Genomic DNA, 14,229 nt, shown 5'->3' on the forward strand with positions numbered 1-14,229 from the left:
GCAGAGGGATTTTTTATTTCTGCGTTATGATGGGGCTGGTGTATTTATAGGTTAGTCACTTAAGTGATGTTATTCATTTATATCGGAGAGCCGAAGATGACAGTTGCCAAATTTAGTGCGGGCTTATTGGTCGTCGGGGGCATATTGGGTTATTTCGGTGCCGATTGGCAGAGCAAAACTTTACTGATTACCGCTGGAGTTGCTTTACTCATCGGTGCGGTTCTCTCCGCTTTTACCGATCGAGATTGCCGCTAAAGATGTGCCCTGTGGGTGTTTCAGGTATTATATGCGCCGCACAGGGTGACCAGTGCCAAAAATATCAGTTCTATTGCGCGATGATTTACCGTGGTTAGCAGTCGAATGACTTATGTAACCCATTGAGCAGTAATTAAATATTTATCAGTAACCTCTCTGAAAGACAGGAAAGTACACCATGCCAGTGTTACATAACCGAATTTCTAATGAGGAACTTAAAGCGCGCATGTTGGCTGAAACCGAACCGCGCACCACAGTTTCTTTTTATAAATACTTCACATTGGAAGATGCGAAAGCCTTCCGAGATAACCTCTATAGCCAATTTATTAAGCTCGGTGTTTTCGGCCGGGTTTATGTGGCCAAAGAGGGCATCAACGCCCAAATTAGTGTTCCTGCCAACCGTTATGATGAATTTAAAGTGGCGCTGTTTGCCGCACATCCTGCGTTGGACCAAGTGCGGCTGAATGTCGCGCATGAAGATGACGGCAAATCATTTTGGGTGTTGCGTATGAAAGTCCGCGAGCGCATTGTGGCTGACGGCATCGACGATGACAGCTTCGATCCCAGTAACGTCGGGCATTATCTAAAGGCCGATCAGGTTAATCAGATGATTGATGACCCCGAGACTTTGTTCGTCGATATGCGTAATCATTATGAATACGAAGTCGGTCATTTTGAAAATGCGATAGAAGTGCCTTCGGATACTTTCCGCGAACAGTTACCGATGGCAGTTGATATGCTACAACATGACAAAGAGAAGAATATTGTTATGTATTGCACCGGTGGGATTCGCTGTGAGAAAGCCAGCGCCTATATGCTGCATAATGGGTTTAAAAACGTCTATCACGTCGAAGGCGGTATTATCGAATATGCCCGCAAAGCAAAAGAACAAGGTTTGCCACTTAAGTTTATTGGTAAAAACTTTGTTTTTGATGAGCGGATGGGAGAGCGGATCTCTGATGATGTTATCGCGTATTGCCATCAGTGTGGCACACCAAGCGACACCCATACGAATTGTAAGAATGATGGCTGCCATTTGCTGTTTATTCAGTGCCCCGCTTGTGCTGTCAAATTTGAAGGTTGTTGTAGCCCGATTTGTCAGGAAGAATTGAAGCTACCTCAAGAAGAGCAACGTGCCCGCCGGGCAGGACGTGAAAACGGCATTAAGATATTTAATAAGTCTAAGGGATTACTGCAAACAACTATGCATATTCCCATGCCGGAAAAGGGCACGGAGAAGTAATATCTGGCGCTATTAAAATAAGGCGTTGTCGGTTATTTTATCCGATAACGTCTTTTTTTTGCCATTTTGAGCCGTGGCGGTTCCAATACAAGGATTGATAATGACAAAACCTGTGGTAAGTGGCCAAGGGTTACGCTTAGTTGCGATGCTGGCAATGTTGGTCGTGATTATGGCTGGGATCAAGGCGGCTTCGCCTATTGTGGTTCCCTTTTTACTGGCAATATTTCTCGCCATCGTTTTAAACCCGTTGGTGAAATTACTCGAAAAAATAAAGATCCCTCGCACACTGGCTATCGTTTTACTGGTAACCATTATCGTTTTACTGATGGCATTACTGTTTAGCCGCTTAGGCTCTTCATTAAATGAATTTGCCCGTTCATTACCGCAATATCGCGGGATGATGCTGGAAAAAATGCGCGATCTGCAAGAGTTTGCTATGCGCTTTAATATCGAATTCTCGGTGGATGACATCATGAAGCATGTCGATCCCAGCATGGCGATGAATTTTATTACCCGTCTGCTTAGCCACCTTTCTGGAGCCATGGCCAGCACCTTCTTGCTATTAATGACTGTCGTCTTCATGTTGTTTGAAGTCGAGCGTTTGCCTTATAAAATGCAATTGATGTTTGATAATCCTGATCAAGGAAACGCTATTTTACGACGCGCACTGAATGGAGTGACACATTATCTGGTGATTAAGACCATTATTAGTATCGCGACGGGGATTGTTATTTGGCTATTTTTGGCCGCGATGGGGGTCAGATTTGCATTCTTATGGGGGTTATTAGCTTTTGTTCTCAATTACATTCCTAATATCGGGTCAGTATTAGCCGCCATCCCACCTATTATTCAGGCTTTGCTATTTAACGGTTTTGCCGACGCATTTGCCGTAACTGGTGGTTATATCCTCATCAACTTGATTGGCGGTAATATTATTGACCCACGGATGATGGGGCGCGGCTTGGGGTTATCAACGCTGGTGGTATTCTTATCATTAATTTTCTGGGGTTGGCTATTGGGGCCGATAGGTATGTTGCTCTCTGTGCCATTAACTATTATTGCCAAAATCGCATTAGAGTTAACGCCTGCTGGTTATAAGTTTGCAGTGTTACTGAGCGATGGTAAGCCTGCCAAAACTGAGGCGGAAAAGCCAATATCTTGATTTGAAAATCTGAGGGCGGCAGGTAAACTCTATACCTGCTGGCCCCACTCAATGGCAGGGGAATAGTTCGGGCAGTAAACTAATAGAAAAAGAAATAAATATCCAGTGCCAATAATGTGAGCCACAAACAGATATAGAGTATGAGATGCTCCCGAACATTATTGATAACCATTGAAAGCAATTTATTTAACATGCTGACTGCCTACGGCTAAAATCATCGCACATTATAGGTGTTTTTAATGGGATAAACAATAATCTGTAAGTTAGATTAGTGTGTTTAGGAATAATAAAAACAAATTATTTATCTACAGATATGTGCGTAAAAGATGAAAGTAGGGCCGTGGGTTATATAAAGCAACTAAAGTAGAATGTAACCGATACTTGCTAACAGCAAGCTATTTCGCGTTATATTGTTCCGGCTACATTACTCATGATTTAAAATTATATAAATATGGCGTGGCTCAGTCTTGAGTAGGACTTGGCGATATTATTCCTAAATACAGACTAATTTCTAGTATAGATATTTAAATACGTTGTAAATAAAACATAACTCCAAGCGATTTCTGACTTTTATTTTCTCAGTAATATGACGTTTATGTGAGTAAACTGTGCTATCGCTGATGTTCAATTTTTTAGCGATACGGTAGTTGGGCATTTCTGTCATCCAGTAGCACATGACTTTATGTTCTTGTGGGCTGAACAGTGATGCGGGGCATAACAGATGTGACTTACCTACATCGTGTGAAACACGGGATAAACTTTGAAGCAGTTCAGGTAAATGCTTTTTAGCCAGAATAGAAACAGAGCCAGTCAGAGGGATGGGGGTTTCACTAAATGGATAGGCTGCATCCAGATAAATATATACTTTTGCCTGATCACAACAACGTATAAAATGTTCTAATAACGGACAATGACCGCCAAAACGACAGTATTGGGTAAGATTAACAATTATTATCTCAGGCTTAAAATCATGGATAGTTGATGTTGCTTGTTCAACCGTAGGTACATCTCTTAAATTAAGTGATGTTGAGTTATTTAAATAAGTGTTTACCCCTGAACGGGTATAAAAACATTCGTCAATAATTAATATTTTCATGTGACATACATCCTTGTCTAATAGCAACCATACCTGACTGCATACAAGGATAAGGTAATCCTCTGACGACTCATGCGTCAATTCGGGATTTGCGAGGTTTCTTGACGGATTTAACGAATAAATCTCCAGCTAACTATAAAGTTAAGAGTGTTTTATACTGAAATTTAAATATATGCAATTTAAATTAATTGCCAATAACTCATCTTGAATACAAATGGATATTGGCAACAATTTACTCAGCGGGTTATCATTCGTGGCCTAAGAATGAGTGAATCGCGCCAGTGAAAAGGCAGAAATATCAATAGGTGACGTTTTATCTTGCGCAAAGAGCGCGGCGACTTCACCCAGTGCGGTGGCAAACTTAAATCCATGACCGCTTAAGCCAGTCACCACCATAATATGGGGGTTATCCGGCAAGGCGTCGATGATGAAATCTTCATCGGGACTCATATCATAACTGCATGCTGCGCCATGTAGGCAAACACCTACGCCTGGTAAGAAATGACGTAAAAAGCCAAATACTTCGGTACCATCTTCAGCATAAGCACCAAACGGCTTACGCTGTGCAGCTGATTCTATCGGTTGACCCCCATTATGCTTACCCAGTTTCAGTTCATCATTTTGTGAGGGAAAACCGTAGTAATGGATATTGTCTGGAGTTTCTACTGTAAATGCCGGGAAATGATTCCCTTCACTGTAGCGACCATCGGCATGGTGCCAGGAGAAAACTTTGCGAATGGCTGTTATGGGCAATTGCGGTAGTAACTCTTTCACCCAGGTTCCTGCGGTGACCACCACTTTCCTGGCGCTATAGGTACCATCAATGGTCACAACATCCACTCCATTATCTAAGGGTTCAATCGCGGTAACCGGGCAGTTAAATAAAATGCCACACCCAGCCTCAGTGACGGCTTTGATCAGTGTTTTTATCGCCAGTTCTGAGCGCAGATAACCCGATTGTGGTTCGAACACACCAATATAATTATCAGGAACAGTAAATACCGGCCATCTCTCACGCACCTGCTCAGCATTTAAAATGTCGACAGGTAAATGATATTGTTGCGCGCTGAGTTGTGTATTTTTCAGGAAAATCGAATCATCAGGCCCCAAATTGAGTACACCACTGGCCTGAAATAATTTCTCACCGGTCTGAGCGGAGAGTTGATCCCACAGCGCTTGTGCGCGTAATACTAATGGAACATATTTCTCGCCTTCACCATATGCATGGCGAATGATTCTAGTATCGCTGTGGTGGCTACCCGCTTGGTGAGGGGGCATTGCACTGTCAATCATCAGCACTTTTAAACCGGCTTGTGAGGCGTAGTAACCCGCGGCGGAACCGACGGAGCCACTACCAATGACAATCAAATCATAATCCATATTTTTCACCTTGGTGAATATCATCGCTAGCCTTATTTAACACTGTTTGATTTGTAACGCAGTTTTGTGCTGGTAATAAACAGAACGATTTAAATGAAAGGCAGCAGTCGCGATAAAAATTAAAACGATAGTAATAGCACGGGGTCAGGGAGAGCAAAAGAGATGTTAGCGATATTATGATGGAAGCGGTTAATAAAAAGGCATCAAGTGATATTCACTGATGCCTTTTTATGAGCGTTGATAAATTAATTGTGGGTAATAATTAATGCTTGCGGCGGTCGAGATCTTGGTATTCTGATGACTCAATTTTAGCAATACCTGCTTCTAAGATATTTATTAATTGGCGTGCAACATCAGTCGTCAGCCAGAGCGTTCTATCAACCAGCGCATCTTCAGGCGGTTGATCCATGGAAGACAGGTAATGAAGACGTATCATCATCGCGTTATATGCATCTACTGTGCTGATGTCCCAACCTACGAGCGGGTGAGTCTGGATAACTTCATCATTTCTGTCCATAAAGACCCCTTATATAGTAGTTACTAACTGGAGTGACTAATGAGGATCAATGCGACTCAATACTAAGTGAACTTTTTTAGTATACGCAAGCGCTGATGAATGTGGAGATTATCCACAGATCTTTACAAATTATTTATTTTCTGATGATTAATTAAGCGAAGATTAAAATGAAAAAGGCCGAGGAGCGATTCCCCGGCAAAACAGCATTGACATACAACATATTGCCGTTACAAACAGCTTATTGCAGTGGGTTACTGCGCATCGAACCAGTCGTCCGCGCTTTCCCATATTTCTTGTAATATTTCAGAGATGAGATCTTTATCGGTTTTGGCGCCGCCTAAAACAGAAAGATTATTGGCCCCGGCATAACGCACTTGTACTGCGGTAGTGGTATCCGGGAATTTAGTATTCAGTCGTTTACTCAATTCATTGGTGAGTGCTTCAATAGCACCTGCGGGTAACTGATTTTTTTTATCAATACTGACTTCAACACGCATATTTAGCCCTCCGAATATTAATACTGGTTATTTATACAGTATTAATATTCATGCTGCAACTGGCGGATAGAAAAATTTTTGGCAGTAGAGAAAAACGCGCTCTACCGCCATAGCTATCAAGCTTTAACTGACCAATTGATGGTCTGGCCGGCAAGGAAAGGAATAATAGATTCGTTTCCGAGTGAGATTTCTTCTGGTTGTTGGAAAGGAACCCGAACTAATTCAACAAAATCCTCGTTAGCGGGCAGACCATAGAAACGTGGGCCGTTCAAAGAGCAGAATGCTTCCAAATGTTGCAGTGCGTTCATCTCTTCAAAAATAGAGGCATATGCTGGAAGTGCCGACGGGGCATTAAACACACCTGCACAGCCACATGATGACTCTTTACGATGTCTGGCATGCGGTGCTGAGTCCGTTCCAAGGAAGAAGCGCTCAGAGCCACTGGCAACCGCTTGACGCAGGGCTTCTTGATGAGTGCTGCGTTTTAAAATCGGCAAACAGAATAGGTGAGGGCGGATTCCACCAACTAACATGTGATTACGATTGAACATCAAATGCTGAGGAGTGATGGTCGCACCAAGGAAACGATTGCCTGCCAGCACATAATCGGCTGCATCTTTGGTGGTGATATGCTCAAAGACAATTTTCAGCTCCGGGAATTGACGTCGTATTGGTTCCAGGATTTTGTCAATAAAGTGCGCTTCGCGATCAAAAATGTCCACAGCCGCGTCAGTGACTTCCCCGTGGATCAGCAACGGCATACCTATCTTTTGCATCTGTTCAAACAGCGGATAAATTGCTGGAATATCAGAAACACCATGGGTTGAGTTGGTGGTGGCATTGGCCGGGTATAGTTTGGCGGCGGTAAATACGCCTTGTTCAAAACCGAGAGTCAGCTCATTGACGTCCAGTGTATTGGTCAGGTAGCACGTCATTAGCGGTGTGAATTTATGGCCCTCTGGAATTGCCGCCAAAATACGTTCCCGATAGGCAATGGCACTGGCAACTGTGGTTATCGGGGGTGTCAGGTTTGGCATGACAATAGCCCGAGCAAATACCTCGGAAGTATAGGGCAGCACGGTACTGAGCATTTCGTCATCACGTAAATGAATATGCCAGTCATCGGGGCGGCGAATTTTCAGAGTTTGGGGTTGTGCAGTCATTCAACGGACTCCGCAGTCATGATGAGATATCGAGGTTTTGTACTGTTTCCGGCGGGGTCTAAGGATAAGCGGAAAGTGCTCCAGATGCATCTGATTGTTACGGCTAAGTTGAAAACAATGCAAAAAGGGGCTCTTATAGAGAGGTTTCGAAAAAATTACCCAAGTGGGTGAACGATTAATTTATCGTCAAATACGCTAATTAAATGTACAGATGGGAGAATAACTATGGAAGTTCGTGTTATTGCCAGTTTAGTCGCGAAACCTGAGTTCATTGCTGAGGTTACAGCCGCCGTTCATCAGGTTATCGAACCGAGTCGTGAAGAGAAGGGCAATCTGCAATATGATCTCCATGCTGAAAGCGACCAAAAAGGCTCTTTTGTATTTTTTGAACGCTGGGCATCTGAGGATGCATTAGAAAAACATAATAAAACTGAGCACTTCAACGCGTTTGTCAAAGCTGTAGAAGGCAAGTTGGAAAGCCTTGAAATAAAGAAAGTGAAACAAATCGCATGATAATATTCGCACAATAAAAAAACCCGCCAAATGGCGGGTTTTGCACGATTAGGGCCGAACAGTATTGTTATTACTCAACCGATTGTGGTTTTGTCGCCGGAGCGGTAGCTTGAGTTGCTGCCGCATGACCACCCGCAGAACCTTTACCTGCAAAATCAAAGGCTGGGCGATCCCAATGGCCTTGGTTTGGCGATACTGGTTCGTAATCAGGCGCAGGGGCTTTAGTCATTGGCGCTGAAGCATAGTGCTTGAATAATACACCTTTAGGATGAGCAACAACTGGCTGCTGCGGTGCAACGGCGACAGGAGCTGTGTCGGTTGGTGATTCAATCACAGTAGCTTCTTCTGCCACAGAATCTTCAACCACTGTTTCCGCCACGATCGGTGCTTCAACCACTGTTTCTTCAACTGTAGCTTTTTCAACTACAGTTTCTTCAGTGACTGTTGTGTCTTCAACTATAACGTCTTCAATTGTAGCATCTTCAACTGCAGCATCTTCAACAACAGGCTCTTGTGTCACGGTTTCTTCCACGGCGGCGACGGGTTCGATTGTCGCTTCAACCACAGTTTCTGTTGCCACAACGTCTTCAATCACTGGCTCTACTGCAGTGATAGTTTCTGCTTCTGTTGCAATTTCAGTTACCTGGGTAGGTTCTTCAACAGCAAGGGTTTCAGCGATGGGTGCTACAGCTACCGCTTCTACCACTGCAGTTTCTACTGTCGTGGTTTCTACCTTCGTGGTGTCTACAACAACTGGAGCGCGGCCCGGTACGGCGGCAGCGGATGACGAAGAACCACCTGGTTTATGTTGTGAAACTGGAGTCTGCACGACAGTTTCAGCTACGGCGGCAACAACAGGTGCAGCAGCGACAACGGGTGCAGTAACAACAGCAACTTGTTCTACTACAGCAGTAACTTCCTGCACGTATTCGACGGGTTGTTGCTCTTCAACCGGGTTTTCCACAAAGGCGGGTTCAAACGGCTGAGCTACTGGATAACGCACCCACACTTTGCCAGACGCCATTTCTGGTGAGGCGAAAGCACCCGCCAGCGGCATAGCGGACTGGGTTGGGTAGCGCTCATCACGATAGCGGCGACGGCGTTGACCACTGACACGCAGGTGGCGAGGTGAGCGGCGAGAGCGACGTGGCATGCCATTTTCATTGTTGCCATTACGATCGTTTGTTGCCTCATCATCGGCCTGAGAGGTTGCTTGCGGCAGCAATTTCACTTCTTCCTGCACTGCTGGCGCAGCAATGTGTGAAACTGGCTCACTAACAGCTGTTTCCAGAACATTCAGCTCATCATTCGCAGATTGAATACGGACCTTCTGATTCAATTGGCGACGTTGACGGCGCTGCATCACCTGTTGACGTTCTTCTTGCTCAGGTTGTGCTTCTTCGACTACAGCTGTGACGATATCCGCATCAACTTTAGCTTTAACGTCTTGTGAACCCTGGCGTTTATCATCTTGTGGACGACGACGTTGGCGCTCACCGCGACGCGCTGGCTGCTCTTCACGCTGTGCTTTATCTGCTTCAACAACTTCAGTTTGTGCCTGTGGTGCCGTTGCTTGTTGCGCCGGGCGTCTATTATTGCGGCGCTGATCGTCACGGCCCTCGCGATTGCTATTATCGCGGTTAGCATTGTCACGGTTGCCGTTATCACGAGCATTGTTGTCGCGACTACTGTTATCACGGCCTTCACGCGGCGTGCGGTCACCACGGTCTTTGCGGCCATTATTCTGGCGGCGAGGATTACGGCGATCATTACGACGGTTTTCGTTGGTTTCAGTTTTCTCTCCTTCAACTGGCTTCACTTCAGTTTCTGTCGAACCACTGAAAAGACCTTTCAGCCCACTGAGTAAGCGGCTAAGGATACCAGGTTGTTCTGCCACCGCCGCTGTTGCGACCTGTGCTGCGGCTGTTGGTTTAACATTTGCAGCAGCAGGGGCTGACTCGGGTGGCACTTCTGTTGGCAGAGAGAACGTCGCCAGCGCAGGTTGCTCTGGGCGTTTACGCTCGATGGTCGCTTCTTCCAATGGTTGCGCCATTTCAGCTTCATGCAGCTGTGGCAGCAGATAGCTGAGAGAAGGGACTTCTTCGCCTTTGCGCACACGAAGTACAGAGTAATGCGGCGTTTGCATCTGATCGTTTGGTACGATCACTGCTCGCACACCACCCTGGCGTTTTTCGATGGCATTAACTGATTCACGCTTTTCATTCAACAGATACGACGCAATTTGTACCGGCACAATGGCGTGAACTTCATGGGTATTCTCTTTCAGCGCTTCTTCTTCAATCAAACGCAAAATAGAGAGTGACAGAGATTCGTTATCACGAACGGTACCGGTACCGCTGCAGCGTGGGCACACATGGTGGCTTGACTCACCCAGCGATGGGCTGAGGCGCTGGCGGGACATTTCCAGTAAACCGAAGCGCGAGATGCGACCAATCTGGATACGCGCACGGTCTTGACGAACGGCATCACGTAAGCGGTTTTCTACTTCACGTTGATGGCGTACCGGTGTCATATCGATAAAATCGATAACAATCAGGCCACCTAAGTCACGTAGGCGCAACTGACGAGCGATTTCATCTGCGGCTTCAAGGTTGGTATTGAATGCTGTTTCTTCTATATCGCCACCGCGGGTAGCACGTGCGGAGTTGATATCAATCGCTGTTAGGGCTTCGGTAGTATCAATAACGATAGAACCACCGGAAGGCAGACGCACTTCGCGTTGGAACGCAGATTCAATCTGTGACTCAATCTGGTAGTGACTGAATAATGGGATTTCACCGCTATACAATTTGATTTTGCTGGTGAAATCCGGGCGACCAAGCGCTGCGATATGCTCTTTAGCCAGTTCGAGAACCTTAGGGTTATCGATCAAGATTTCGCCGATGTCCGGGCGCAGATAATCACGGAAAGCACGAACAATTACGTTACTTTCCTGATGGATCAGGAACGGCGCAGGCCGGCCTTCAGCGGCTTTTTTAATCGCATCCCAGTGCTTCAGACGGAATGATAAGTCCCATTGCAGCGCATCAGCAGATTTACCAACACCGGCTGTACGAACAATCAGGCCCATGCCATCAGGCAATTGCAGTGAGGATAAGGCTTCTTTCAGCTCAGTGCGGTCATCACCTTCGATACGGCGAGAAATACCACCAGCACGTGGATTATTAGGCATCAGAACTAAATAACTACCTGCCAGGCTGATGAAAGTCGTGAGTGCGGCACCTTTATTACCGCGTTCTTCTTTATCAACCTGAACAATAACTTCCTGGCCTTCGCGCAGCACATCTTTGATGTTTGGGCGGCCATGAGAGGAATAATTACTAGGGAAATATTCGCGAGAAATTTCTTTTAACGGGAGGAAACCATGTCGTTCAGCGCCGTAATCAACAAAAGCGGCTTCCAGACTGGGTTCGATTCGGGTGATTTTGCCTTTGTAAATATTCGCCTTTTTCTGTTCATGACCTGGGCTTTCAATATCCAAATCATACAGCCGCTGTCCATCTACAAGGGCAACACGCAACTCTTCTTGCTGAGTTGCGTTAATCAACATTCTTTTCATCTTTAACTTACTCGTTATTTTTACATTGGCGTTAGAACTGCGGGCAAAATAACCTCTATGGTCGGGTAAACCGATGACCCCGAGTCTTCTAGCAAAGCCGTCAACCTCACGGTTGTCGCCTGCATAGGGGCGCATTATTTCGGTAAGCCTGCGTTTCTTTCTGAAAAACAGCGCTTTTTATATAAAGGGTAGCTTCTGAATATAAGACAACAGAGCCTTACCCACTTGCCGACCAAGCTGCAACCCGCAGCCCGCTAATTGCTTGATTTCACATTACGTCTTACGCCATTGCTGCGTTTTTGTGTGATCAGGCAAAGTTTATTATTCCACAAGTCTCTTGGTCTAACGAGAATCAACGCAGAATTAACCACATTATTCCATTGCTGACACTGATATAGCAAGATGACTTTACCTGTCTACGTAAAGATTCTTTTACTGTATTCACAGTGTTGGCGGCTATCGTTGTCTTATTAAACAATAAATGCGCGCAAACGTTATCTTTAAATAGTCAGATTGACAGTTAAGCACAGAAAAAGGGGTGGCGCTAATTCCTCGGTGTAATTAGAATCGCGCCCCATGAAAACGAATAATCCAGCAGTACAATTAATCACCATTTCTGCCGACGAAGCGGGTCAGCGGATCGATAACTTTTTGCTCACTAAATTGAAAGGTGTGCCAAAGAGTATGATCTATCGCATCGTCCGCAAAGGTGAGGTTCGTGTTAATAAAGGGCGAATTAAGCCAGAATATAAACTGGCTGACGGTGATGTGGTACGCGTACCACCGGTACGTGTCGCCGAGCGCGAAGAGATTCAGGTATCAGCTAAACTTGATAAAGTGGCTGCACTGGCTGATTGCATTCTATTTGAAGACGATTATCTCTTAGTGTTAAACAAACCTTCCGGTACGGCTGTCCACGGCGGTAGCGGTTTAAGTTTCGGTGTAATTGAAGCATTACGCGCACTTCGCCCTGAAGCTCGTTTCCTGGAATTGGTTCACCGCCTTGACCGTGATACCTCCGGTGTTTTGTTGGTAGCCAAAAAACGCTCGGCTTTACGCTCTTTACATGAGCAACTGCGTTTGAAAGGGATGCAAAAAGATTATTTGGCTTTGGTGCGCGGGCAATGGCAATCCCATTGCAAAGCTGTTCAGGCGCCTTTGCTGAAAAATATTATGCAAAGTGGCGAGCGCATGGTGAAAGTCAGTAGTGAAGGCAAGCCATCTGAAACGCGTTTTAAAATAGAAGAGCGTTTTGAACATGCAACATTGGTTAAAGCCAGCCCGATAACGGGCCGTACGCACCAGATTCGCGTGCACGCACTGCATGCCGGACACCCGATCGCGTTTGATGATCGTTATGGTGACCGTGAATTTGATAGCCAATTGCAGGGGACAGGCTTACATCGCTTATTCCTGCATGCCGCCGCTCTACGTTTTGAACATCCTAATACCGGTGAAACAATGCGCATTGAAGCCCCTTTGGATAATCAATTGCGCCATTGCCTGGCGGTATTACGCAAGAAAGCCGCGATTTAAAATGCGGATAGCCGCTTTAAAGATATCTTTATTTTAAAGTAAGGGATTGACCCCTTGCTCAATTAACATTTGGGTGAGGGCGATTAACGGCAGGCCGATGAGCGTATTTGGATCACGGCCCGATAACTTGTCAAATAAAGTGATGCCTAACCCTTCACTTTTAAAACTGCCAGCACAATTCCACGGTTGTTCCCGCACTAAATAACCCTCAATTTCTGCGCTATTTAATCTGCGAAAATAAACATCAAATGTTTCGCAGAGGCAATTGTGGCTACCAGTTGCTGTATTGAGCAGCGCCAACCCGGTATAAAAAGTGACACATTGCCCGCTGGCTTGTTCTAACTGCTTAACCGCATTGGCATGATTATGGGGTTTGCCGACGATTACGCCGTTGATAACACACACTTGATCAGAACCGATTATCAAGTGTTGTGGGTAATCAGAGGCCAGCGCCTGGGCCTTTGCTCGTGCCAGCCGTTGTACCAGCGCGCTTGCGCTCTCGCTTTGTAATGGGCTTTCATCAGTTTGCGGCGCAGCAGTGATAAAGGGTAATTGCAATTTTTCCAGCAATGCGCGGCGATATGATGATGTTGAGGCTAGCACTAATTGCGGCATAATATTTTCCATAAATCGTGGCGTAATTTAATCAGGCATTTTAAACTGTCTGCCGCTTCGGAAGCGAATATTGGTGAAAGGTGCAGTAAAACGGCCTTTTTCTTTGACTCTATGTCGTTACAAAGTTAATATGCGCGCCCTATGCAAAAGGTAAAATTACCCCTGACCATTGATGCGGTTCGTACCGCTCAGAAACGTTTAGATTACGCAGGTATCTATTCGCCTGAGCAGGTTACACGAGTAGCCGACTCAGTGGTAAGTGTGGACAGCGATGTCGTGGCCTCATTATCGTTTAATATCGATAATCAGCGTCTGGCGGTTATTACAGGTCATGCGGACGTCGATGTAACATTGATGTGTCAGCGCTGTGGTAACACGTTTGCACACCATGTTCATACAACGTATTGTTTTAGCCCGATCGTCAATGATGAGCAGGCTGAAGCATTACCGGAAGCGTACGAGCCGATCGAAGTCGATGAATTTGGCGAAGTTGATCTGCTGGCTATGATTGAAGACGAAATTATTCTTTCACTGCCTGTCGTTCCGGTACATGATTCTGAACACTGTGAAGTGTCCGAGGCGGACATGGTATTTGGCAAACTGCCTGAAGAGGCGGAGAAACCTAATCCATTTGCCGTATTAGCCAGTTTAAAGAAAGTAATTAAGGAGTAA

At 45.5% G+C, this 14,229-nt stretch carries 14 protein-coding genes; 6 read left to right on the forward strand and 8 right to left on the reverse strand.

What is annotated here, in order from left to right:
• Positions 1-96 precede the first annotated feature (96 nt).
• From ACF3VQ_RS08190 to ACF3VQ_RS08200, 3 genes are all read left to right on the forward strand, one after another.
• On the forward strand, positions 97-255 hold the full coding sequence (locus ACF3VQ_RS08190) for a hypothetical protein (protein WP_392434619.1): 159 nt from the start codon (positions 97-99) through the stop codon (positions 253-255).
• A 178-nt stretch (positions 256-433) separates the two neighbouring features.
• Positions 434-1,498, forward strand: a complete 1,065-nt coding sequence (locus ACF3VQ_RS08195) for a rhodanese-related sulfurtransferase (RefSeq protein WP_392434621.1) — start codon at positions 434-436, stop codon at positions 1,496-1,498.
• Between the two features lie 100 nt (positions 1,499-1,598).
• Positions 1,599-2,660, forward strand: a complete 1,062-nt coding sequence (locus ACF3VQ_RS08200) for an AI-2E family transporter (RefSeq protein WP_392434623.1) — start codon at positions 1,599-1,601, stop codon at positions 2,658-2,660.
• 79 nt (positions 2,661-2,739) lie between these two features.
• On the opposite strand, the gene ACF3VQ_RS08205 is transcribed toward ACF3VQ_RS08200, so the two are convergent.
• The 6 genes from ACF3VQ_RS08205 to pyrC all read right to left on the reverse strand — a co-directional run bounded on the left by ACF3VQ_RS08205 (position 2,740) and on the right by pyrC (position 7,313).
• Positions 2,740-2,853: a DUF2770 family protein gene (locus tag ACF3VQ_RS08205; RefSeq protein WP_174847128.1), complete on the reverse strand. Its 114-nt coding sequence runs from the start codon at positions 2,851-2,853 to the stop codon at positions 2,740-2,742.
• Positions 2,854-3,171: 318 nt separating this feature from the next.
• A complete protein-coding gene (locus tag ACF3VQ_RS08210) occupies positions 3,172-3,756 on the reverse strand; it encodes a response regulator transcription factor (protein WP_392434625.1) in 585 nt (194 codons plus the stop codon).
• Between the two features lie 258 nt (positions 3,757-4,014).
• A complete protein-coding gene (gene solA / locus ACF3VQ_RS08215; RefSeq protein WP_392434627.1) occupies positions 4,015-5,136 on the reverse strand; it encodes an N-methyl-L-tryptophan oxidase in 1,122 nt (373 codons plus the stop codon).
• A gap of 262 nt (positions 5,137-5,398) precedes the next feature.
• The gene (gene bssS / locus ACF3VQ_RS08220) at positions 5,399-5,653 is read right to left on the reverse strand and encodes a biofilm formation regulator BssS (RefSeq protein WP_392434629.1); all 255 of its coding nucleotides are present in this window, start codon (positions 5,651-5,653) and stop codon (positions 5,399-5,401) included.
• Positions 5,654-5,904: 251 nt separating this feature from the next.
• Entirely contained in the window at positions 5,905-6,150 is a 246-nt protein-coding gene (gene dinI / locus ACF3VQ_RS08225; protein ID WP_172654061.1) for a DNA damage-inducible protein I, read from the reverse strand.
• Between the two features lie 116 nt (positions 6,151-6,266).
• Complete coding sequence (gene pyrC / locus ACF3VQ_RS08230; protein ID WP_392434631.1) at positions 6,267-7,313, reverse strand: dihydroorotase; 1,047 nt, start codon at positions 7,311-7,313, stop codon at positions 6,267-6,269.
• A gap of 225 nt (positions 7,314-7,538) precedes the next feature.
• On the opposite strand from pyrC, the gene ACF3VQ_RS08235 reads away from it, so the two are divergent.
• A complete protein-coding gene (locus ACF3VQ_RS08235) occupies positions 7,539-7,826 on the forward strand; it encodes a putative quinol monooxygenase (protein WP_392434633.1) in 288 nt (95 codons plus the stop codon).
• 70 nt (positions 7,827-7,896) lie between these two features.
• Here ACF3VQ_RS08235 and rne read toward each other — a convergent pair whose 3' ends face one another.
• Positions 7,897-11,406 carry a ribonuclease E gene (rne, locus tag ACF3VQ_RS08240; RefSeq protein WP_392435492.1) on the reverse strand — a complete coding sequence of 1,170 codons (3,510 nt, stop codon included), beginning with the start codon at positions 11,404-11,406 and terminating at the stop codon, positions 7,897-7,899.
• Between the two features lie 576 nt (positions 11,407-11,982).
• Here rne and rluC point away from each other — a divergent pair.
• On the forward strand, positions 11,983-12,942 hold the full coding sequence (gene rluC, locus ACF3VQ_RS08245; RefSeq protein ID WP_005157930.1) for a 23S rRNA pseudouridine(955/2504/2580) synthase RluC: 960 nt from the start codon (positions 11,983-11,985) through the stop codon (positions 12,940-12,942).
• Positions 12,943-12,975: 33 nt separating this feature from the next.
• Here rluC and ACF3VQ_RS08250 read toward each other — a convergent pair whose 3' ends face one another.
• Positions 12,976-13,557, reverse strand: a complete 582-nt coding sequence (locus ACF3VQ_RS08250) for a Maf family protein (RefSeq protein WP_392434635.1) — start codon at positions 13,555-13,557, stop codon at positions 12,976-12,978.
• A gap of 141 nt (positions 13,558-13,698) precedes the next feature.
• On the opposite strand from ACF3VQ_RS08250, the gene yceD reads away from it, so the two are divergent.
• Entirely contained in the window at positions 13,699-14,229 is a 531-nt protein-coding gene (yceD, locus tag ACF3VQ_RS08255; protein ID WP_004709643.1) for a 23S rRNA accumulation protein YceD, read from the forward strand.

The sequence above is a fragment of the Yersinia fenwicki genome, assembly GCF_043099325.1.
Taxonomy (GTDB): Bacteria; Pseudomonadota; Gammaproteobacteria; order Enterobacterales; family Enterobacteriaceae; genus Yersinia.

Coding starts and splice junctions, on each gene's coding strand:
- ACF3VQ_RS08190 (WP_392434619.1), top strand. CDS start 97: ATGACAGTTGCCAAATTTAGTGCGGGCTTATTGGTCGTCGGGGGCATA.
- ACF3VQ_RS08195 (WP_392434621.1), top strand. CDS start 434: ATGCCAGTGTTACATAACCGAATTTCTAATGAGGAACTTAAAGCGCGC.
- ACF3VQ_RS08200 (WP_392434623.1), top strand. CDS start 1,599: ATGACAAAACCTGTGGTAAGTGGCCAAGGGTTACGCTTAGTTGCGATG.
- ACF3VQ_RS08205 (WP_174847128.1), bottom strand. CDS start 2,853: ATGTTAAATAAATTGCTTTCAATGGTTATCAATAATGTTCGGGAGCAT.
- ACF3VQ_RS08210 (WP_392434625.1), bottom strand. CDS start 3,756: ATGAAAATATTAATTATTGACGAATGTTTTTATACCCGTTCAGGGGTA.
- solA (WP_392434627.1), bottom strand. CDS start 5,136: ATGGATTATGATTTGATTGTCATTGGTAGTGGCTCCGTCGGTTCCGCC.
- bssS (WP_392434629.1), bottom strand. CDS start 5,653: ATGGACAGAAATGATGAAGTTATCCAGACTCACCCGCTCGTAGGTTGG.
- dinI (WP_172654061.1), bottom strand. CDS start 6,150: ATGCGTGTTGAAGTCAGTATTGATAAAAAAAATCAGTTACCCGCAGGT.
- pyrC (WP_392434631.1), bottom strand. CDS start 7,313: ATGACTGCACAACCCCAAACTCTGAAAATTCGCCGCCCCGATGACTGG.
- ACF3VQ_RS08235 (WP_392434633.1), top strand. CDS start 7,539: ATGGAAGTTCGTGTTATTGCCAGTTTAGTCGCGAAACCTGAGTTCATT.
- rne (WP_392435492.1), bottom strand. CDS start 11,406: ATGAAAAGAATGTTGATTAACGCAACTCAGCAAGAAGAGTTGCGTGTT.
- rluC (WP_005157930.1), top strand. CDS start 11,983: ATGAAAACGAATAATCCAGCAGTACAATTAATCACCATTTCTGCCGAC.
- ACF3VQ_RS08250 (WP_392434635.1), bottom strand. CDS start 13,557: ATGCCGCAATTAGTGCTAGCCTCAACATCATCATATCGCCGCGCATTG.
- yceD (WP_004709643.1), top strand. CDS start 13,699: ATGCAAAAGGTAAAATTACCCCTGACCATTGATGCGGTTCGTACCGCT.